Annotated in this window: 19 protein-coding genes and 1 pseudogene; 14 read left to right on the top strand and 6 right to left on the bottom strand. The window is 71.0% G+C overall.

The features are described from left to right. Positions 1–30: 30 nt before the first annotated feature. From BLV72_RS39785 to BLV72_RS39800, 4 genes are read left to right on the top strand one after another with little or no spacing between them, the layout of a single operon-like run. On the top strand, positions 31–993 hold the full coding sequence (locus tag BLV72_RS39785) for a shikimate dehydrogenase (protein ID WP_093468536.1): 963 nt from the start codon (positions 31–33) through the stop codon (positions 991–993). Next, positions 990–1571: a glucose-6-phosphate isomerase gene (locus BLV72_RS39790; RefSeq protein WP_093468538.1), complete on the top strand. Its 582-nt coding sequence runs from the start codon at positions 990–992 to the stop codon at positions 1569–1571. Before BLV72_RS39785 ends, BLV72_RS39790 begins: the two co-directional genes overlap by 4 nt. After that, the gene (locus tag BLV72_RS39795) at positions 1559–2497 is read left to right on the top strand and encodes a phosphoglycerate dehydrogenase (protein WP_208905888.1); all 939 of its coding nucleotides are present in this window, start codon (positions 1559–1561) and stop codon (positions 2495–2497) included. The genes BLV72_RS39790 and BLV72_RS39795 overlap by 13 nt, the downstream gene beginning before the upstream one ends. Before the next feature lie 16 nt (positions 2498–2513). Then, positions 2514–3431 carry a MurR/RpiR family transcriptional regulator gene (locus BLV72_RS39800; protein WP_093468541.1) on the top strand — a complete coding sequence of 306 codons (918 nt, stop codon included), beginning with the start codon at positions 2514–2516 and terminating at the stop codon, positions 3429–3431. A gap of 13 nt (positions 3432–3444) precedes the next feature. Here the strand turns inward: BLV72_RS39800 and BLV72_RS39805 are convergent, their stop codons facing one another. Further along, positions 3445–4053 carry a hypothetical protein gene (locus BLV72_RS39805; RefSeq protein ID WP_244321241.1) on the bottom strand — a complete coding sequence of 203 codons (609 nt, stop codon included), beginning with the start codon at positions 4051–4053 and terminating at the stop codon, positions 3445–3447. A gap of 123 nt (positions 4054–4176) precedes the next feature. Here BLV72_RS39805 and BLV72_RS39810 point away from each other — a divergent pair. Further along, a pseudogene (locus BLV72_RS39810) lies at positions 4177–4526 on the top strand (carboxylesterase family protein); the annotation flags it as partial. A gap of 80 nt (positions 4527–4606) precedes the next feature. On the opposite strand, the gene BLV72_RS39815 reads toward BLV72_RS39810, so the two are convergent. After that, a complete protein-coding gene (locus BLV72_RS39815; RefSeq protein ID WP_093468543.1) occupies positions 4607–5419 on the bottom strand; it encodes a LysR family transcriptional regulator in 813 nt (270 codons plus the stop codon). Positions 5420–5487: 68 nt separating this feature from the next. On the opposite strand from BLV72_RS39815, the gene BLV72_RS39820 reads away from it, so the two are divergent. Beyond that, complete coding sequence (locus BLV72_RS39820; protein WP_093468544.1) at positions 5488–6384, top strand: NAD(P)H-binding protein; 897 nt, start codon at positions 5488–5490, stop codon at positions 6382–6384. Next, the gene (locus BLV72_RS39825) at positions 6381–7070 is read left to right on the top strand and encodes an SDR family NAD(P)-dependent oxidoreductase (protein WP_093468546.1); all 690 of its coding nucleotides are present in this window, start codon (positions 6381–6383) and stop codon (positions 7068–7070) included. The genes BLV72_RS39820 and BLV72_RS39825 overlap by 4 nt, the downstream gene beginning before the upstream one ends. A gap of 16 nt (positions 7071–7086) precedes the next feature. On the opposite strand, the gene BLV72_RS39830 is transcribed toward BLV72_RS39825, so the two are convergent. Next, positions 7087–8226, bottom strand: a complete 1140-nt coding sequence (locus BLV72_RS39830; RefSeq protein ID WP_093468553.1) for an acyl-CoA dehydrogenase family protein — start codon at positions 8224–8226, stop codon at positions 7087–7089. Positions 8227–8427: 201 nt separating this feature from the next. Here BLV72_RS39830 and BLV72_RS39835 point away from each other — a divergent pair, with 201 nt between their 5' ends. Beyond that, entirely contained in the window at positions 8428–8868 is a 441-nt protein-coding gene (locus BLV72_RS39835) for an Lrp/AsnC family transcriptional regulator (protein WP_059149317.1), read from the top strand. A gap of 7 nt (positions 8869–8875) precedes the next feature. Here BLV72_RS39835 and BLV72_RS39840 read toward each other — a convergent pair whose 3' ends face one another. Next, positions 8876–9367 carry a MarR family winged helix-turn-helix transcriptional regulator gene (locus BLV72_RS39840; protein WP_093468555.1) on the bottom strand — a complete coding sequence of 164 codons (492 nt, stop codon included), beginning with the start codon at positions 9365–9367 and terminating at the stop codon, positions 8876–8878. Positions 9368–9500: 133 nt separating this feature from the next. Between BLV72_RS39840 and BLV72_RS39845 the strand changes: the two genes are divergently transcribed. The 4 genes from BLV72_RS39845 (at position 9501) to BLV72_RS39860 (ending at position 13499) form a co-directional block, all read left to right on the top strand. After that, a complete protein-coding gene (locus BLV72_RS39845) occupies positions 9501–10565 on the top strand; it encodes an alkene reductase (protein WP_093468557.1) in 1065 nt (354 codons plus the stop codon). 54 nt (positions 10566–10619) lie between these two features. Continuing rightward, positions 10620–11507, top strand: coding sequence for an AraC family transcriptional regulator (locus BLV72_RS39850; RefSeq protein ID WP_244321242.1), 888 nt, complete (start codon positions 10620–10622; stop codon positions 11505–11507). Continuing rightward, positions 11504–12748, top strand: coding sequence for an epoxide hydrolase family protein (locus tag BLV72_RS39855; RefSeq protein ID WP_093468560.1), 1245 nt, complete (start codon positions 11504–11506; stop codon positions 12746–12748). Before BLV72_RS39850 ends, BLV72_RS39855 begins: the two co-directional genes overlap by 4 nt. A 172-nt stretch (positions 12749–12920) precedes the next feature. After that, complete coding sequence (locus tag BLV72_RS39860; RefSeq protein ID WP_244321243.1) at positions 12921–13499, top strand: MmyB family transcriptional regulator; 579 nt, start codon at positions 12921–12923, stop codon at positions 13497–13499. Between the two features lie 21 nt (positions 13500–13520). Here the strand turns inward: BLV72_RS39860 and BLV72_RS39865 are convergent, their stop codons facing one another. Beyond that, positions 13521–14504 carry a zinc-dependent alcohol dehydrogenase family protein gene (locus BLV72_RS39865; protein WP_093468561.1) on the bottom strand — a complete coding sequence of 328 codons (984 nt, stop codon included), beginning with the start codon at positions 14502–14504 and terminating at the stop codon, positions 13521–13523. Between the two features lie 104 nt (positions 14505–14608). Here BLV72_RS39865 and BLV72_RS39870 point away from each other — a divergent pair, with 104 nt between their 5' ends. Next, positions 14609–15562 carry an AraC family transcriptional regulator gene (locus BLV72_RS39870; protein WP_167746498.1) on the top strand — a complete coding sequence of 318 codons (954 nt, stop codon included), beginning with the start codon at positions 14609–14611 and terminating at the stop codon, positions 15560–15562. Positions 15563–15775: 213 nt separating this feature from the next. Next, positions 15776–17266 carry a SulP family inorganic anion transporter gene (locus BLV72_RS39875; protein ID WP_093470821.1) on the top strand — a complete coding sequence of 497 codons (1491 nt, stop codon included), beginning with the start codon at positions 15776–15778 and terminating at the stop codon, positions 17264–17266. 57 nt (positions 17267–17323) lie between these two features. Here BLV72_RS39875 and metE read toward each other — a convergent pair whose 3' ends face one another. Beyond that, the gene (gene metE, locus BLV72_RS39880) at positions 17324–19642 is read right to left on the bottom strand and encodes a 5-methyltetrahydropteroyltriglutamate--homocysteine S-methyltransferase (protein ID WP_093468564.1); all 2319 of its coding nucleotides are present in this window, start codon (positions 19640–19642) and stop codon (positions 17324–17326) included. Positions 19643–19650: the final 8 nt, after the last annotated feature.

A 19650-nucleotide genomic window follows, 5' to 3' on the forward strand; every position in this document is an offset into this window, starting at 1 on the left:
CCGCACGGCTCCTCAGAAGGAGAAACCCCTATGCCGCGGACGTATCACGCCGCCGCCCGCCCGACGATGTACTTCATCGGCGTCACCACCACCAAGTCGTCCATCATGAAGGTCTTTCCGGCCTGGGCGCGGGAGCTGAACCTCGACGCCGTCATCGAGGGCATCGACCTTCCGCTGGACGACACCCCCGGCCACTACCGGGAGGCCGTCGACTTCATCAAGCACGACCCGCACTCGCTGGGCGCGCTGGTCACCACCCACAAGCTCAACCTCTACAAGGCCGCCCATGACCTGTTCGACGGCGTCGGCCACGAAACCGAGCTGCTGGACGAGGTCAGCAGCATTTCCAAGCGCGGCGGCCAACTGTGGGGCCACGCCATGGACCCCCTCACCAGCGGTCTGGCGCTGGAGGCCATCGTGTCCGACGGCCACTGGTCCCGCACCGGGGGCGAACTGCTGCTGCTCGGGGCGGGCGGCTCGTCCCTGGCCCTCACCCTGTACCTGCACAACCGCGCGGCGGCCGGTGGCGACGTCCCCTCCCGTATCGTGGTCACAGGCCGCCGCGAGGCCCGGCTGCGCGAGATGCGCACCGTCCACGAACGCCTCGGCTTCACCATCCCGATCGAGTACCAGCTCGCCCCCCAGGCAGGCGACAACGACGCCCAGCTGCGGACCCTCGCGCCCGGCTCCGTCGTGGTCAACGCGACCGGACTCGGCAAGGACCGGCCCGGATCCCCGCTGACCGACGCCGCCCAATTCCCCCGGGACGGCATCGCCTGGGACTTCAACTACCGCGGCGACCTGGTCTTCCTGGACCAGGCACGGGCCCAGCGGGAGGCCCGCGAGCTGAACGTCGTCGACGGCTGGCTGTACTTCATCCACGGCTGGACCCGCGTCATGGCCGAGGTCTTCCACATCGACATCCCCACCCACGGCCCCACCTTCGAGCGGCTGTCCCGCATCGCCCGCGACGTCACCAAGGAGACCGCATGAGCGCCACCGCCCCCCGCCCCGCCGTCGTCACCGACTTCAGCCTCGTCACCGGGCTCTCCCAGGCCAAGAAGCCGCTCCAGCGCCGCATCTCCGCCATGGCCGGGATGTACGCCGACCAGGAGGCCGCGCGGCGGTTGGCCGAAGAGGACGTGCTGGTCTACGAGTTCTTCGACATGGGTGTCCCCCAGAGCACGGGCGAGGTGGCCTACGGCACCAGCATCACCTACCCGGGCAAGGTCGGCGACGAGTACTTCATGACCAAGGGCCACTTCCACTCCGTCCTCGACACCGCCGAGATCTACTACTGCCTGCGCGGCCGGGGCCTGATGATGATGGAGAACCCCGAGGGCGATGTGCAGTGGGAGGAGTTCACCCCCGGCCAGGGCGTCTACGTCCCCGGCCGGTACGCCCACCGCTCCATCAACACCTCGCCCGACGAGCCACTGATCACCTTCTTCGCCTTCCCCGGCCACGCCGGACACGACTACGGCACCATCGAGTCCAAGGGCTTCCGCAAGATCGTGGTGGAGCGCGACGGCGCCCCGGCGGTCGTGGACAACCCGAAGTGGGCCCAGTGACGGCCCGGATCGCCGTGACGCCCCGCTCGCTGTCCCAGGGCGGCCACCCCGCGCTGGCCGCCCTGGAGGCGGCGGGCTACGACGTGGTCTTCCCCACCCCCGGGCGGCAGCCCACCCGGGAGGAACAGTTGCGGTTCCTGCCCGCGTGCGTCGGCTATCTCGCCGGGGTCGAGCCCATCACCCGCGAGGTGCTGGCCGCGGCCCCCGGCCTCAAGGTCATCAGCCGCAACGGGGTCGGCGTCGACTCCGTCGACCTGACCGCCGCCGCCGAACAGGGGGTGGCCGTCGAGACCGCCGCCGGAGCCAACGCCCAGGGCGTCGCCGAACTCGCCATCGCCCTCCTGCTCGCCGGACTGCGGCGCATCCCACCGCAGGACGCGGCGCTCAAGGCTGACCGGTGGCAGCGGATCGAGGGCCGGGAGGTGGTGGGACGCACCCTCGGGGTCGTGGGGTGCGGGCAGATCGGCCGCCGGGTCGTCCGGCTCGGCCTGGGGCTCGGCATGTCCGTCCGCGCCTTCGACGCGTTCCCCGATCCGGAGTTCACCCCCGCCGGGGACTTCTCGTACACCACGATGGAGGACCTGCTCGCCCGCTCGGACGCGGTGACCCTGCACTGTCCGCCCGCCGAGCGGCCACTGATCGACAAGGGCGCCCTCGCGGCCATGCGGCCCGGTGGCTATCTGGTCAACACCGCCCGCTCGAGCCTGGTCGACGACGGCGCGGTCCTCGAGGCCCTCGTCGGGGGCAGGCTCATCGGGTATGCCACCGATGTGTACGACCAGGAGCCGCCCGCGCCCCAGGAACTGCTCCATCACCCGCAGGCGATCACCACACCCCATATCGGGGGGTACACCAGGGAGAGTGTGGAGCGCGCCACCCGCGCGGCCGTGGAGAATCTGCTACGGGTACTTAACCTCCCTTCCTGAGACCACGGAGCGAGTCATGGCTGTCCCGGCGGATGAGGCCGGCAATGTGCTGCACCTCATCACCAGCAAGCTGCCCTACCTACCGGGCGCGCTGCGCCAGATCGGCGAGTATCTGCTGGCCCACCCCCAGCAGGCGCAGTCGATGACCATTTCGCAGCTCGCCTCGGCCTGTGGAGTGGCCGAGTCGACGGTCTCCCGGTTCGTCCGCGAGCTGCGCCTGGACAGCTATCACTCGCTCCGCCTCAGCCTCGCCGAGGCCACCTTCGCCACCCGGTCGGCCGGCGCGGGCCGGGACGAGGAGTTCGTCTACGAGGGCATCCTCCGCGGCGACGAGCCCCCCGCCATCGTCGGCAAGATCGAGCGCAGCAGCCGCCAGACGCTGGCACAGACCGCCAAGCAGGTCAGCGGCGACGCCATCAGCCGCGCCGTGGACCTGCTGCACGACGCGGACGCGGTGGTGTTCTGCTGCATGGGCTCCTCCAGCATCGCCGCGGAGGAGGGGGTCATGCGGTTCACCCGCGCGGGCAAGAAGTGCCTGCTCTACCGCGACCAGAGCGTGCAGGTCATGCTGGCCACCATCCTGACGCCGCGGGATGTGCTGATCGGCATCAGCGACTCCGGGAAGTCCACCGCGATCGTGGACGCCATGCGACTCGCCCGGCAGACCGGGGCCACCTCGATCGGCATCACCTCCGCCCAGGACAGCCCGCTGGCGGAGCTCAGCAACGTACCGCTGTTCACCTCGAACGTCACGGGGGAGGGGCTGTACGGGGAGTCCGTCACTTCGAAGTGGGGCCAGCTCCTGCTGATCGACATCCTCTACGCCACCTACGCGGCGCGCCACTTCGACGACACCCTCCAGCACCTCAAGGAGACCTACGAGGCGGGCATCCGCCACTCCCGTTCCCCCGGCAGCCCGCCGGGGGAGAGCTGATCCCCGGGGGCGGTCACCTGGAGACGATCCGCAGGAGCGCCGTGCCGTCCTCCCCGGCCGCCATCAGGATCACCACGGCGCCGGGCTGAGCGGCCGGCCGCATGGTGCCCACCCTTCCGCACGAGTTGCTGCTGCCGTGGTCGCGCAGCACGGTGATGCACCCCTGGCCCGGACCGCTCGCCCCGCCCTGGGACCGGCCATTGCCCGACTTCACCGTGTACTCGACCTTGTTCGGCCCGACCTCGGTCACCGACAGCGTCGCCGGACCGGCCGGGCTCTTGAACCGGACCGTCACCGGACCGGACACCGCGATCTCGCAGTTCCCGTCCGCGCAGGCGGCGACATCACGCCCGTCCGCCGCCGACACGGAGGGTTTCGCCGAGGGGCTGCGACTCCCGGAGGGGCTTGTGGAGGGCGACGTGGAACGGGACGCCGACGGCCGGTCGGCGCGCGGGGGCGCCCCGTCGATCTCGTCCGACCCTCCGCAGCCGGCCACGGCCAGAGCGGTCAGCACCGCCAGCCCCAGACCCGCTCCCGCCTGACGCGCCCGCATTTTTCGCGCTCCGCCCGCCGATGTCCTCGCGGCCATGATGTCCCCCGTGTTCCAGTCGGTGCGTGCCAACGTACCTTCTGCTCGCCCGATCACCGTGCAGGCTCTTCCCCGCCGCCCCGTCATCTTCGTCGTGCTCGTCCAGGTGGGTGGACAAGCGGGCCGCCGGTGCCCGCCCCCGAGGTAAGGACTCCCATGGCCACCGTCTCCACGCCCAGCGGCGCCCTGCTCGGTGCGTCCACCCGCCAAATCGCCGCTTTCAAGGGCATCCCCTACGCCGCGCCGCCCTTCGGCCCGAACCGCTTCCTGCCGCCGCGGCCCGTCCAGCCCTGGCAGGGCGTTCGCGACGCCCTGGGCTATGGGGCCACCGCGCCGAAGGCCCCCTATCCCGCCCCCGCCGATCAGCTCCTCCCCGAGGTGGACATCGGCCGCACGGCGGCGCCTTCACCCAGGGCTCCGGCGCGGTGCCGCTCTACGACGGCAGCCGGTTCGCCCGCGACGGCGTCGTCTGCGTCACCGTCGACTATCGCCTCGGCGCGGAGGGATGTCTCTTCCTCGGCGCGGGGAGACACCGCCAATCTCGGTCGCTAGGCCCTGTCCACCACGGCGCGTGGCCGCCGATCGCTCAGGTGGTGGCCCGCAGCGTGGCGGTGGCGATCTCCAGGAAGTCGCGCAGCACCTTCTCCCGCCGGTCCGCGAGGACGGCCAGACAGGTCTCGATCGATGGGGCGTCCGTGACGGGGAGGTGGACGAGTTCGGGGCGGGAGTAGGACCGCGCGACACTCAGCGGGACGAGCGCGATGCCCTGCCCGGAGGCGATGAGCTCGAACTTCTCTTCGAGTGACGACGTCCGTCGCGTCGGCGCGTCGAGCATCCGCTCGCCGTCGAGGTCCGCGGAGGTGAGCTCCTGACGGGCTGCCAGCGGGTGCGCCGCGGGCATGCAGGCGACCCTGGTCTCGTGGCCGATGGGGATGATGCGCAAGTCCGAGTGGTCGAACGGCCGCCTCAGGTAGGCGACTTGGGCCCGGCCGTCCCGGAGCGGCGCGTCCTGCTCCCACCAGCGCACCGGGACGACATCGGTCTCGACCTCCGGGTGGCGCGATGAGAACGCCCGGAGCGCCTCCGACACATACAGCCCGGAGCAGAAGGCGACCACGAGCCGTTGGACGCCCCGATCCACGTCGTGGACGCTTCGCACCGCCGAGGCCACGGTCGCGAGGATCCGCTGCGCCTCCTCGTAGAGCCGCTTCCCGGCATCGGTCAGCTCCACGCTGCGGGTGCTCCGTACCAGCAGAGTGCACTCCATCTCCTGCTCGAAGGCCCTGATCTGGCGGCTGAGGACCGGCTGGGCGATATAGAGCTGTTCCGCCGCACGGCCGAAGTGCCGGTGCTCGGCCACCGCGACGAAGTAGCGGAGCTTGCGCAGATCGAGATCCATGCCCTGAAGGTATCAATTGCCGGGAAGGGTATTGGACGTCCGCAGGTGGCCACCCCGAGACTCACAGCATGATCGTCATCACCGCTCCCACCGGCCAGATCGGCGGCCGGCTGCTGGACATCCTGCTGGGCGAGGTCCCCGACCGCCGCGAAGAGCTGCGGGTCATCGTGCGCGACCCCGCGAGACTCCCGGACGAGGTCCGCGCCCGCGTCGACGTCGTCACCGGCTCGCACGGCGACGCCGAGGTCGTCGACCGGGCCTTCGCCGGCGCGGACGCCGTCTTCTGGCTGGTCCCGCCGGACCCGCGGGCGTCGAGCATGGACGCCGCGTACTCCGGGTTCACCCATGCCGCCGCGAAGGCGTTCACGGCCCATGGAGTCGGACACGTCGTCGGCGTCTCGGCGCTCGGCCGTGGCACCCCCGTCGCCGGCCGCGCCGGCCATGTGACGGCGTCGCTGGCCATGGACGACCTCATCGCGAGCACCGGCGTGGCCTACCGGGCGCTCGCCTGCCCCTCCTTCATGGACAACCTGCTGCGGCAGCGGGCCTCGATCCGCGACGACGGTGTCTACACCGACACCGCCGCCCCCGACCGCACCGCACCGACGGCCGCCACCCGGGACATCGCCGCGGTCGCCGCCGGCCTGCTGCTCGACCGCTCGTGGACGGGGGCGGGCGAGGTCCCGGTGCTGGGCCCCGAGGACCTTTCGGCGATCGACATGGCGCGCATCATGTCCGATGTGCTCGGCCGCCCGGTCCGCTACGAGCGCCAGTCGCTCGAGGACTTCCGCGCCGGACTCGCCGGACACGGCCTCGGGGACGCGCTCGTGGAGGCTTACGTCAACATGGCGTACGCCAAGAACAACGGCCTCGACGACGGCGTGTCCCGCACCCCCCGCATCACCAGCCCGACAACCTTCCGCGAGTGGTGCGAGCAGGTCCTCAAGCCGGAGGTTCAGGCATGAGCGCCAAGACCGCTCTCATCGTCGGGGCGTCCCGTACCCTCGGGCTCGCCCTCGCCACCGAGTACGCGCACCGCGGCTGGCACGTCATCGGGACCGTCCGGGGCGATCGGCGCACCGGCCTCCACGACCTGGCCGAGGCGTCCGGCGGCCGGGTCACCGTCGAGTCGCTGGACATGACGGCGCCCGAGCAGATCGCCGCGTTGCGCGAGCGCTTGGCGGAGCGCACGCTCGACCTGCTGTTCGTCAACGCCGGCATCACCCGGGGCGACATTCCGATCGGCGACGTCCCGACCGAGATGTTCGTCGAGGTCATGGTCACCAACGCGCTCAGCCCGATGCGCGTGGTCGAGTCCTTCCGCTCGCTGGTCGCGCCGACCGGGACCATCGGCGTGATGTCCTCGCGCCAGGGCAGCGTCGGCCTCAACACCAGGGGCGGTCAGGACGTCTACCGCGCCGGCAAGTCCGCCCTGAACCAGCTGATGCGCAGCTACGCCGCCCGCTACGCCGACGCCGCGCATACGCTGCTGCTCATGTGCCCCGGCCATGTCCGCACCGAACTCGGGGGACCGGACGCACCGCTGACCATCGACCAGTCCATCCCCGGCGTGGTGGACACGATCGACCGCCACAGCGGCGAACCGGGCCTGCAGTACCTCAACTACCAGGGCCAGACCGTGCCCTGGTAGCAGCCGCCGGGGCCGGTCAGTTTGCGAGCTGACGGCTGATGATCAGCCGCTGGATCTGGTTGGTGCCCTCGAAGATCTGCATGATCTTCGCTTCGCGCATATAGCGCTCCACGGGGAAGTCGCGGGTGTATCCATAGCCGCCGAAGACCTGGACCGCGTCCGTGGTGACCTTCATGGCGGCGTCGGTCGCCGTCAGCTTGGCGACGCTCGCCTGGCGGGTGTACGGGCGCCCGTGGTCACGGCGGCGGGCGGCGTCCACGTAGGTGGCGCGCGCGGAGTCGACGGCGGCGGCCATGTCGGCCAGCAGGAAGCCGAGCCCCTGGTGGTCGATGATCCGGCGGCCGAAGGTGGTGCGTTCGTGCGCGTAGGCGGTCGCGGCGTCCAGGGCGGCCTGGGCCAGCCCGGTGGCGCAGGCGGCGACGCCCAGCCGGCCGGAGTCCAGGGCGCTGAAGGCGATCTGGAGCCCCTGGCCCTCGGCGCCGATGAGCCGGTCGGTGGCCAGCGGTGCGTCGTCCCAGAAGGCCGAGGTGGTGGGGATGGCGTGCAGGCCCATCTTGTCCTCGGGTCGGCCGAAGGTCAGACCGTCGGTGTGTCCGGGCGCGAAGAAGCAGGAGATGCCGTCACTGCCCGGACCGGTGCGGGCGAACAGGGCGTAGAAGTCCGCCTTGCCGCCGTGGGTGATCCACGCCTTGGCGCCGGTGATCCGATAGCCGTCCGGGGCCTTGTCGGCGCGGCAGGTCAGGGCCGCCGCGTCGGACCCGGCCTGCGGCTCGGACAGGCTGTAGCCACCGATGAGACGGCCGCCGAGGATGTCCTCCGCCCAGCGCCCGCGCTGGGCGGAGGTGCCGTACGTCAGAAGCGGGAAGGCGGCGAGGGTGTGGACGCTGGTGGCGATGGCGACGGCGGCCCAGCGGGCGGCCAGCTCTTCGAGGACCTGGAGGTAGACCTCGTAGGGCTGGCCGCCTCCGCCGAACTCCTCGGGGTAGGGCAGACCCAGCAGCCCGGTCTCGCCCAGCAGGCGGAACAGCCCCTCGGGATAGCTCTCGGTGCGCTCGTGCTCCTCGACGCGGGGGGCCAGCTCCTTGTCGGCGATCTCGCGGACGAGGTCGAGCAGATCCTCCGCCTCACGGGTGGGAAGCAGACGGTCGACAGGCATGAAGGGCGCTCCTGGGGTACGAACGGGGCGAGGTCCTCGGCGTTCATGGGTCCGGGCCCAGGACAGCAACACCCTCCGGGCGAGCACAAGTAACTTGCGGTTGATCGACGGAAAGACGCAAAATGAGGCGGGGATTGGCTGGCTGGGCTAAAAGAATTTGCGCGGGTGGGCGGTGTGCGCGAAGTGCGGAACGGAGGGGCGATGCCCGAGTTCGACGATGTGGACCGCCAGTTGCTGCGGATGCTGCGCGAGGACGGCCGGCGCACCTTTTCCGAGATGGCACCCGAGGTCGGGCTGTCGGTGGCCGCGGTCAAACGCCGCGTGGACCGGCTCAAGGACAGCGGGGTGATCAAGGGCTTCACCGTGCAGATCGACCACACCAAGCTCGGCTGGGGCATCGAGGCGTTCGTGGAGCTGTCCTACACCGGTACGACACCGGTCGGGGAGATCGTCCGTACCGCCTACGCGGTCCCCGAGGTGCAGGCCGTCTTCACCATCGCCGGCGACCCCGACGCCCTGGTGAACGTCCGGGTGCGGGATATCGAGCATCTGCAGCAGGTCATCGACGCCCTGCGCCGTGTCGGGCAGGTCACCGGAACCAAGACGCTGATGGTGCTGGGCTCGTGGACACGCAATGACTGACCGCTGATCACGCGCCAGGCGCGTCGGGGGAGCCCTCCTCGCCGGGGGTGAGGTTCTTCTCGACCTTGGCGAGGATCCTGGCGAAGGCTGCGCGCTCCGCGTCATCCAGCCCGTCCAGGAGGTGCTCCTCCAGCTGCCCCCAGACCTCCGCGACCTTGGGCCGCAGGGCGTAGCTCTCCTCCGAGGCCCGGACGAGCATGACGCGCCGGTCCTGCGGATCGCGTGCGCGGATGACATACCCGCCCTGCTCCAGCCGCCGCAGCATCAGGGTCACGGTCGACGGATCCAGGTCGAGCGCCCTGGCCAGCTCCGACTGACGGGCCGGTCCGGCATCCCACAGGGCCATCATCAGGAATTCCTGACCGGAACAGAGGCCGGTCGGGCGCAGCAGCCTGCCGCCGGCGAGGCGGTGCAGACGGGAAACGCGCGCCAGGGTCTGGCTGACGGCGCCGCTGCATGAGCCCTGCGTCGGGTCGGTGTGCGGGAGCTGGGTGGTCATGGGGGCAAGGCTATCGTGGCCGGCCAATCATTGGTCGGCCAACGATTGGGTTATGGTGGCTCTCCGGCGAGGTCGTTGGTCGACCAACGACCTCGTTGTCGGCGGTCATGTCCATCAACCCGCGGGAGCCGTTGTGACCACACCCTTCGATCCGATCGACCTTGCCGGGCGGCGCCTCCGCAACCGCCTGGTCATGCCCGCCATGGGCCGGGCCCGTGCCTTCGGGCCCGGCGATACGGCCACCGACTCGATGGCGACGTACTACGCACAGCGGGCCACCGCCGGCCTGGTCATCACGGAGGGGTCGCGGCCGTCACCGGTCGGCCAGGGCTTCCCCCACACCCCGGGCCTGCACAGTGCCGAGCAGATCGCCGCCTGGCGCCGCGTCACCGACGCGGTGCACGCCAAGGGCGGCACGGTCTTCGCCCAGCTCGCGCACGTCGGCAGGATCGGCGACCCGGATCTGCTGCCCGAGGGGATGGCGCACGTCGCTCCGTCGGCCATCGCCGCACCCGGCCAGTTGTTCACCGTCCACGGAATGAAGGACTTCACCACCCCCCGCGCGCTGACCTCCCAGGAGGTGCGGGAGACGGTCGCGGATTTCGCCCAGGCCGCGCGCAACGCCGTGGAGGCGGGGTTCGACGGGGTCGAAGTGCACGCCGCGTACGGCTACTTGGTCCACCAGTTCCTGGCACCCAGCTCCAATCTGCGCACCGATGAGTGGGGCGGCTCGGTCGAAGGCCGGGTCCGGTTCGCGGCGGAGGTGGTCGAGGCCGTGTCGGCGGCCATCGGGGCACACCGCACGGGGATACGCATCTCGCCCGGCATTCGCTACAACGGAATCGAGGAGCCCGAGCTCGAGCCCACGTACGCCCATCTCGTCCGCCGGCTGAACGAGACCGGCCCCGCCTATCTGCATGTCGTCGAAAGCTCCCGCGATCTGAGCGCCCTCCTCCGCAAGGAGTTCTCCGGGACCTTCATCCTCAACCCCGCGACCGACGGATTCACCAGCGCGGCGGACCTGACGCTCATCGAGGACGGCACGGCCGACATGCTGTCCTTCGGTGCGCTCTTCCTCGCCAACCCCGATCTGCCGGCCCGGCTGCGAGCGGGCGGACCGTACAACACGCCCGATACGACGACCTACTACGGCGGCACCGACGAGGGGTTCATCGACTACCCCTCCCTGGACGTCTGAGGGACCGAACGCCGGAATGCCCGGTCCGCACCGGCCGTCGGTATGCTCGATGTGGTGTGCGACGCTCCCGACTTCGACCTCGAGCCGTATAGCGGATTCGACGCGAACCCGTATGTCGAGCGGACGTTCAGCAGCTGGGACAGCCTGGGCTGGCGGTCGCTGCTACTGCAGCGGTTCCATCACACCGCGCGCGTGGAGCGGGTGCCACTGCCCGCCACCGAGGATCTGCACCTGGTGCTGACGGTCGCGGGCGACGCGTCGATGGAGACCCACACCGGCGGGCGCTGGCAGCGGCGGCATTGGCTGCCCGGGCAGGTCGATCTGGCCCTTCCGGGCGTGGCGTCGGTGCGCCGCTACCGGTCCGTGGTCCCCTTGCGGACCCTTCAGGTGCACATTCCACACGTCACCGTCGCCCGTACGGTAGAGCAGCTGGGCGGGGCGGGCGTCGACTATGAGCGGATGGCCGCCGCGGTGGCCTCGGGGGATCCGCTCGTCGAACACACCCTGCGGTCGCTGGGCGCGGCCGGTGAGGCCGAGGACCTGTACGCGGAGTCCGCGGCGACGTTCCTCGCCGTGCATCTGCTCAGCGGCGGCGTCCGGCCACCGAAGGCGAGCCGGGAGAGCGCCGAAGGGCCCTGGGTGCACAAGGCCGTGGCGATGATGCGGGACCGGCTCGGCAGCCCGTTGACAGTGGCCGACTTGGCCTCCGAAGTCGGCTTCAGCGTCTACCACTTCATCCGGGTGTTCAAGGAGGCCACGGGTCAGACGCCGCACCGCTATCTCACCCGGCTGCGGGTCGAGGAGGCGCAGCGGCTGCTCGGAGCCGGAGGGCTGTCCGTCGCCCAGGTCGCCACGCGATGCGGATTCGGCAGCCCCGGCTCGCTGTCCACGGCGTTCCTGCGGCACACGGGGGTCCGGCCGTCGGCCTACCGCAATCGATGATCCCTGTACGGCAATCGCGCGCATTCCCGTGGCCCTGGGCCGGTTCTAGCGTTCGTGGCGTGCCGACTTACCCCGCGGGCGCGGTGACGCCCGACATCGAACCCTTCGCCATCTCCGTTCCCGACGCCGATCTCGACGATCTGCGCTCCCGGCTGGACCGGGTCCGCCTTCCCGAATCCGAGACCGTGGCCGACGCGTCCCAAGGCGTGCCGCTGGACCAGATGGGGGCGCTCCTGGCGGCGTTGCGCGATATGGACTGGCGCGCACGCGAGAAGACCTGGAACGCGATCGGCCACTTCCGCACCGTCATCGACGGCCTGGAGCTGGCCTTCTGGCATGTGCGGTCGCCGGAGCCCGCCGCGATGCCGCTGCTGCTGACGCACGGCTGGCCCGGGTCGATCCTGGAATTCGAGCAGGTCATCGGCCCGCTCACCGATCCGGCCCGCCATGGCGGCGACCGGGCCGACGCCTTCGACCTCGTCATTCCGTCGCTGCCCGGATTCGGCTTCAGCGGGCGCCCCGCGGAGACGGGGTGGAATCCCGCCCGGACGGCCGACGCCTGGGCCACGCTGATGAGCCGGCTGGGGTACGACCGCTTCGGTGCGCACGGCGGCGACTGGGGCGCGTTCATCAGCACCGAGCTGGCCCGCCGGTTTCCCGCGCGGGTGATCGGCCTGCACCTGACGATGCCGGTGGCCTCACCGCTCCCGCAGGACCGGGACACCGCCACCCCGGCCGAGGCGCGCATGATCGAACGGCGTGATCTGCACCTGGCCGACGGCTACGGCTTCGGGATCCAGATGGGCACCCGGCCCCAGACCCTCGGCTACGCCCTGGTCGACTCGCCCGCCGGGCTGGCCGCCTGGCTGGGCGAGAAGTTCGCCGCCTACGCCGACACCCGGGCCGAGGCCGGGGGAGGAGTGAGCCTCGACCGGCAGGCCGAAGGCATCGCGCTGTACTGGCTCACCGGCACCGGGGCATCCACCTCCCGCTGGTACTGGGAGGCGCTGCGCTGGACGCCGCGCAGCGCCGAGGAGGAGAACGCCCGGCCGGTGACCGTGCCGACCGCGTGCTCGCTCTTCCCGGCCGAGCCATGGCCCACGGCCAGGCGCTGGGCCGAGCGGCGCTATACGGATCTGCGCTCCTGGCACGCATTGGACCGAGGCGGTCATTTTCCGGGGCTGGAGCACCCCGACGTGCTGGTGGAGGAGGTGCGGGCCGCCTTCCGCGGTCTACGGTGACGGACCGCACTGCGATCCCGCCGGCGTAAGGGAGCGACGATGCCCGCTCGAGCCACCACCCCGTTGCTGTTCCCGCACGGCAACCGGGCCCTCCAGCTCTCCCGCGCCGAGCGCGACCAGCTCTCCCGGAGCGCCGGGCTCCTGCCGCCGCGCGACGGGACGGTCAATGCCCATGTGCCGTCGGGCATCCAGCGGCTCGCCGCGCGCCTGGGCGACGTCCCGATCGGAGTGTTCCACCGCCGACTGGACCCTGGTGTGGTGGAACGCCATGTGGAGCGCCCTGCACGGCGATCCCGCCGTCCTCCCGGCCGCCGAACGCAGCCTGGCCCGCGCCCTGTTCGGCAGCGGTGCCGCCCGCGCCGCTACGCTTCACATCCGGCCCGAGCGCGGGCAGGACACCTTCGTAGCCTCGATCGTCGCCGACCTCAAGGACGCCGTCTCCCGCTACCCCGCCGACGGCCGGCTCCAGCGCCGGGTGCGGGAACTGCGGGCGGCGTCCGAGGGGTTCGCGCACCACTGGGCCACCCGGACGACCGCCGCCCAGCACACGGGCGACCGGAAGACGATCCGGCATCCGGAGGCCGGTGACATCCACCTGGACTGCGATGTCCTCGTCGTCCCCGGCGCGGATCTGCGCATGGTCACCTACGCGGCGGCGACCGGAAGCAGCGACGCGGGCAAGGTCGACCTCCTGCGCGTCGGCGCCCGCACCGCCGCTCCTCGCCCGTGCCCCGCGGCTTCGTGGCCGTAGGTGGTCCGTGGCCGTACGTCGTCAGTGACCGATGACGACCTTGCCGAAGCGTGGCCCCTTCTCGAAGTGGGCGAACGCCTCCGGCGCCTGGTAGAAGGGGACGACACGGTCGATGACGGGCCGCAGCCGATGCCGGCCGATGACCTTGTTCATCCGCTCGAAGTCGCTCCGGCTGCCGACACTGATCGACCTGAGCGTGGCGGCGCGGCGGAAGAATCGCGTCACATCTATTCCGCCGCCCGAGGCGAGATTGCCGACGAGGGCGATCTGCCCGCCGTAGGCGACGGCCTCGATGGACTGGGCGAGCGTTCCGGCGCCGCCGATCTCGACGACACGATCGGCACCGCAGCCGGTGAGCGCCCGCACCTGCGCGCCCCACTCCGGTGTGCTGACGTAGTTGACGACATCGGACGCGCCGAGCGTGCCGAGCCGCCGGGCCTTCTCCTCGCCGGATGTCGTGGCCAGCACCCGTGCGCCGGCCAGGCGGGCGAACTGCAGTGCGAAGACCGACACCCCGCCCGAGCCCTGGACCAGGAGTGCGTCGCCCGGGCCGACTCCGGTCACCGCCGACCATGCGGTGAGCGCGGCACATGGAAGCGTGGCCGCTTCCTCGAAGGAGAGATGGTCCGGCATGGCGACCAGGCTCTGTTCGTCGAGGGCGATGTACTCGGTGAGCCATCCGTCGCGCTGCGTCCCGTGGAGCTCCCCCCACTGCGGGAACGGACCGTACACCCAGGTCGGATGGAAGGTGCTCACGACGCGGTCCCCCACCCGGAATCGCGAAACCCCGTCCCCGACCGCCTCCACGACGCCCGCGCCGTCGGAGAGCGGGATGCGCCCCGGTGGTACCTCGATGGGATACCTGCCGGAGACGATGAGCAGATCGCGCGCGTTGATGGAGCTCGCCTTCACGCGGACCAGCACTTCGCCCGCCGACGGAGTCGGCACCGGACGCGTGGCCGGGGCGACCGGACTGCCGACCGTATCGATCTGGAATGTGCGCATTTCCCCTCCTTTGTTCTGGGATTATCTCCACGATAGGGCGGCCCGGCTGGACGATATGTATCCTGGCGTCCATGGTTTGGCGCAGATCGTCCAGGAGGGTGGAGATGGATCCCATCGACGACCTCCTCGCCACCATGAAGATCGAGGACGCGCGGTATGTGCGGGTGGACGCCCGTGCGCCGTGGGGCATCTCGTTCCCTCCCCGGGGCCTCGCCCGGCTGGTCCTGATCTCCAGCGGTTCGTGTTGGCTCGTCGCGGACACGCTCGCCGGGCCGCAACGTCTGGAGGCCAATGACTGCTTCCTGGTCCGCGCGGGCGTGAGCTTCACCCTTCAGGACGCCACGGGCAGCGAGGTCGTCGACTGCGACGGACTGGTCTCCCAGGCCCCCGGCAACTCGGCCCGCGTCGGGGGTGACGGTGAGCTGACGCGGATCGTGTCCAGCCGGTTCGCCTTCGACGCCGTGGCGGCCGAACCGCTCTTCGCGCTGCTGCCGCCGCTGTTCCGGCTGAACCTGGACCACACCTCCAGCCACCTCCTGCGCACCACGTTCGACCTCATCGCGAGGGAGAGCGCGGCAGGCGGGCTCGGTGGTGGCTTCATCATGAGCCGGCTGTCCGATGTGCTCTTCGTCCAGGCACTACGGAGCTGCTGCGCCGACGTCGGAGGCGGCACCGTCGGCTGGATCGCCGCACTGCGGGACCCCCGGCTGGCCGTCGCCATGCGGGAGTTGCACGCGGACCTGGCCCATCCGTGGACGGTCGACGAACTCGCCCGCAAGGCGGGGATGTCACGCTCGGCGTTCGCGGCCTCGTTCAAGGAGAAGACGGGGGACACCCCGCTGGGGTACCTCACCTCATGGCGCATGTACCGGGTGAAGGTGCTGCTCCGGGAGACGCCGCTGAGCGTCCAGGAGATCGCGGTCAGGGTCGGCTACGACACCGGAAGCGCGCTGAGTCGTGCCTTTTCGGCCCGGGAGGGCGTCACGCCCGGGGGCTGGCGGAAGCGGATGGACACGGCGCCACGTCAGGGTGCCATGGCGGACGCGACAGCCCCATGACCACACGAATCCGCGCCGCGGCCTGTCCGCCGTGACCCTTCGCCCCTGAGCGGCAGCCGTCCTCCGCCGGCGCCGCCACCGCGCTGACGTAAGCTCGCCGAGGTGCGGGCTTCGCGGATCACCGGCCCGGTCCTCCCGCACCTTCCCGCACGCCCCCTTTCCGCCGGGCGTGCCCGACCCCGACAGGTACTGCTTCTCTTGTCTGCTCCTGCACTGTCCCCGGCCGCGCGGCTGCGCGGGCTCAAGCCCGACTGGCTGTCGGACCCCACGGTCTGGCGCACCGAGGTCCTCGCCGGACTCGTCGTCGCACTTGCCCTGATCCCCGAGGCGATCTCGTTCTCGATCATCGCCGGAGTCGACCCGGCGATCGGCCTGTTCGCCTCCTTCACCATGGCCGTCACCATCGCGATCGTCGGCGGACGACGTGCGATGATCTCCGCCGCGACCGGTGCCGTCGCCCTGGTGATCGCTCCGCTCAACCGGGAGCACGGCTTCGGCTATCTGGTCGCCGCGGTCATCCTGGCCGGTGTCTTCCAGATCGTGCTGGGCATGCTCGGGGTCGCGAAGCTGATGCGCTTCGTGCCGCGCTCGGTGATGGTCGGCTTCGTCAACGCCCTCGCGATCCTGATCTTCATGGCGCAGGTGCCGGAGATGACCGACGTGCCGTGGCCCGTCTACCCGTTGATCGTCGGCGGGCTGGTGCTGATGGTGCTCTTCCCGAAGGTCACCACGGTGATCCCGGCGCCGCTGGTCTCCATCGTCGTCCTCACCGTCATCACCGTCGCCGCCGGGATCGCGGTGCCGACCGTCGGTGACAAGGGCGCCCTGCCGTCCTCGCTGCCCGCCCCGGGCCTGCCGGACGTGCCGTTCACGCTCGACACCCTCACCGTCGTCGCCCCGTACGCGTTCGCCATGGCGCTGGTCGGCCTGATGGAGTCGCTGATGACGGCCAAGCTCGTCGACGACATCACCGACACCCGCTCCAACAAGACCCGCGAGTCCATCGGTCAGGGCATCGCCAACATCGTCACCGGCATCTTCGGCGGTATGGGCGGCTGCGCCATGATCGGCCAGACCATGATCAACGTGCGGGTCTCCGGGGCCCGCACCCGCCTGTCCACCTTCCTCGCGGGCGCGTTCCTGATGGTGCTGTGCATCGCCTTCGGGCCGGTGGTCTCGGACCTCCCCATGGCCGCCCTGGTCGCCGTGATGGTGATGGTGTCGTTCGGGACGTTCGACTGGCACTCCATCGCGCCCAGGACCCTCCGGCGGATGCCCGCGGGCGAGATCACCGTCATGGTGCTCACCGTCGCCGTGGTGGTCGCCACCCACAACCTGGCCATCGGCGTGGTCGTGGGCAGCCTCACCGCCATGGTCGTCTTCGCCAAGCGTGTCGCCCACCTCGCCGAGGTGACCGCGGTCGTCGATCCGGACGGCGGCCAGGTCGTCTACCGGGTCACCGGTGAACTGTTCTTCGCCTCCTCCAACGACCTGGTCACCCAGTTCGACTACGCCACCGATCCCGACCGGGTCGTCATCGACCTGTCCGCCACCCACATCTGGGACGCCTCCTCCGTCGCGGCGCTCGATGCGATCGAGACCAAGTACGCCCAGCGCGGCAAGACCGTCGAGATCACCGGGCTGAACGACCCCAGTGCCCATCTCCATGGCAAGCTCAGCGGCGAATTCGCGGGCAGCCACTGACTCGACCCGGGGCCGGGGCGTCTTCGTCGACGCCCCGGCCCCGGCCGGTCGTCCGGGTCAGGACGCGGGCAGCTCACCGCGGACCGTACGGGCCGCGGTGACCAGGTTCCGCAGTGAGGAGCGGGTCTCGGGCCAGCCGCGGGTCTTCAGGCCGCAGTCGGGGTTGACCCACAGCCGCTCGGCGGGGATGGCCTTGAGGCCCGTGCGGAGCAGTTCGGCCGCCTCCAGCGCGCTGGGCACACGCGGGGAGTGGATGTCGTACACACCGGGCCCGGCCTCGCGCGGATAGCCATGGGCGGCCAGCTCGCGGGCCACCTGCATATGGGAGCGGGCCGCCTCCAGGCTGATGACATCGGCGTCGAGGTCGTCGATCGCCTGGACGATGTCGCCGAACTCGGCGTAGCACATATGGGTGTGGATCTGGGTGCCGGGCCGTGCGCCGCCGGTGGTGAGGCGGAAGGCCTCGGTCGCCCACGACAGATAGGCGGGCCGGTCCTCGGTGCGCAGCGGAAGGGTCTCGCGCAGGGCGGGTTCGTCCACCTGGATGACCGAGGTCCCGGCCGCCTCCAGGTCGCCCACCTCGTCGCGCAGGGCGAGGGCGACTTGGCGGGCGGTGTCGCCGAGGGGCTGGTCGTCGCGGACGAAGGACCAGGCGAGCATGGTGACCGGACCGGTGAGCATGCCCTTGACCGGGCGGTCGGTGAGCGACTGGGCATAGGCCGTCCAGCGCACCGTCATCGGCTCGGGGCGGGAGATGTCACCGGCCAGGATCGGCGGGCGGACGTAGCGGGTGCCGTAGGACTGCACCCAGCCGTGCTGCGTGGCGAGATAGCCGGTGAGCTGCTCGGCGAAGTACTGGACCATGTCGTTGCGCTCGGCCTCGCCGTGCACCAGCACATCCAGGCCGGTCTGCTCCTGGAACGAGATCACCTCCTGGATCTCGGCCTTGACGCGCTCCTCGTACCCGGCCGTGTCGATCCGGCCGCCGCGCAGGTCGGCGCGGGCGGTGCGCAGTTCACCGGTCTGCGGGAAGGAGCCGATGGTGGTGGTCGGCAGCAGCGGCAGGCGGAGGTGGGCGCGCTGGGCCGCGGCGCGTTCGGCGTACGGCTGGGCGCGGCGGGTGTCGGCCTCGGTGACCGCGCCGGTGCGGGCGCGGACGGCCGGGTCGCGGGTGATGGGGGAGTTGGCGCGGGAGGCGAGGGCGGCCCGGTTCGCGGCCAGTTCGGCGGTGATCGTGTCGGTGCCGCGGGCCAGGCCCTTGGCGAGGGTGACGATCTCCAAGGTCTTCTGCCGGGCGAAGGCCAGCCAGCACAGGATCTGCGGTGCGATGTCCCGCTCGGCCGCCGCGTCGAGGGGGACGTGCAGCAGCGAGCAGGAGGCGGCCACATCGACCCGGTCGGCCAGTCCCAGCAGGGTGCCGAGCCTGGCCAGGGACTTCTCCAGGTCGTTGACCCAGATGTTGCGGCCGTCCACGACACCGGCGATCAGCCGCTTGCGGGGCAGCCCGCCGACGGCGGCCAGCGCGTCCAGATTGGCGGCGGCGGCCTCCGTGAAGTCCAGCGCCAGCCCCTCGACCGGGGCCTTGGCCAGCACCGGCAGGGCCTCGCCCAGGCGGTCGAAGTACGAGGCGACCAGCAGTTTCGGACGGTCGGCGAGGGCACCGAGATCGCGGTAGGCGCGGCCGGCGGCGTTCAGTTCGGCCGGCGTGCGGTCCTGGACCAGGGCGGGCTCATCGAGCTGCACCCACTCGGCACCGGCCGCCCGCAGATCGGCCAGGACCTCGGCGTACACCGGAAGCAGGCGGTCCAGGAGGGTGAGTGGCTCGAAGTCCGCGGGCGCGCCGGGGGCGGGCTTGGCGAGGAGGAGGTAGGTGACGGGCCCGACCAGGACCGGCCGCGCCGCCAGACCGAGGCCGAGGGCTTCCGTCAGCTCCGCGACCTGCTTGGCGGAGTCGGCCGCGAACACCGTGTCCGGACCCAGCTCCGGAACCAGGTAGTGGTAATTGGTGTCGAACCACTTGGTCATCTCCAGTGGCGCCACGTCCTGTGTGCCCCGCGCCATCGCGAAGTAGCCGTCGAGCGGATCGGTGGCGACGGCGTCCCGGTGACGGTCGGGGATCGCGCCGACCATGACAGTGGTGTCCAGCACATGGTCGTAGTACGAGAAGTCCCCCGTGGGAACTTCGTCGATGCCCGCCCCGGCGAGCTGCCGCCAAGTGGTGCGGCGCAGTTCGGCGGCGGTGGCCCGGAGCGCGTCGGCGGTGACGCGGCCCTTCCAGTAGCCCTCGATCGCCTTCTTCAGTTCCCGGTTCGGGCCCTGGCGGGGGTAGCCGTACACGGTGGCCCGTGCTGCCGCGGCTGCGGACTTGGTGGTCACGGAGATCT

The sequence above is a fragment of the Streptomyces melanosporofaciens genome (assembly GCF_900105695.1).
GTDB classification, from domain to species: domain Bacteria; phylum Actinomycetota; class Actinomycetes; order Streptomycetales; family Streptomycetaceae; genus Streptomyces; species Streptomyces antimycoticus.

Excerpts from the sequence above, each read along its gene's own strand:
- BLV72_RS39815 (WP_093468543.1), bottom strand. The coding sequence starts at position 5,419 with ATGGATCTCGATCTGCGCAAGCTCCGCTACTTCGTCGCGGTGGCCGAG.
- BLV72_RS39865 (WP_093468561.1), bottom strand. The coding sequence starts at position 14,504 with ATGCGCACATTCCAGATCGATACGGTCGGCAGTCCGGTCGCCCCGGCC.
- BLV72_RS39830 (WP_093468553.1), bottom strand. The coding sequence starts at position 8,226 with ATGCCTGTCGACCGTCTGCTTCCCACCCGTGAGGCGGAGGATCTGCTC.
- BLV72_RS39825 (WP_093468546.1), top strand. The coding sequence starts at position 6,381 with ATGAGCGCCAAGACCGCTCTCATCGTCGGGGCGTCCCGTACCCTCGGG.
- BLV72_RS39835 (WP_059149317.1), top strand. The coding sequence starts at position 8,428 with ATGCCCGAGTTCGACGATGTGGACCGCCAGTTGCTGCGGATGCTGCGC.
- BLV72_RS39870 (WP_167746498.1), top strand. The coding sequence starts at position 14,609 with ATGGATCCCATCGACGACCTCCTCGCCACCATGAAGATCGAGGACGCG.
- BLV72_RS39790 (WP_093468538.1), top strand. The coding sequence starts at position 990 with ATGAGCGCCACCGCCCCCCGCCCCGCCGTCGTCACCGACTTCAGCCTC.
- BLV72_RS39785 (WP_093468536.1), top strand. The coding sequence starts at position 31 with ATGCCGCGGACGTATCACGCCGCCGCCCGCCCGACGATGTACTTCATC.
- BLV72_RS39820 (WP_093468544.1), top strand. The coding sequence starts at position 5,488 with ATGATCGTCATCACCGCTCCCACCGGCCAGATCGGCGGCCGGCTGCTG.
- BLV72_RS39860 (WP_244321243.1), top strand. The coding sequence starts at position 12,921 with ATGTGCCGTCGGGCATCCAGCGGCTCGCCGCGCGCCTGGGCGACGTCC.
- BLV72_RS39855 (WP_093468560.1), top strand. The coding sequence starts at position 11,504 with ATGATCCCTGTACGGCAATCGCGCGCATTCCCGTGGCCCTGGGCCGGT.
- BLV72_RS39800 (WP_093468541.1), top strand. The coding sequence starts at position 2,514 with ATGGCTGTCCCGGCGGATGAGGCCGGCAATGTGCTGCACCTCATCACC.
- BLV72_RS39840 (WP_093468555.1), bottom strand. The coding sequence starts at position 9,367 with ATGACCACCCAGCTCCCGCACACCGACCCGACGCAGGGCTCATGCAGC.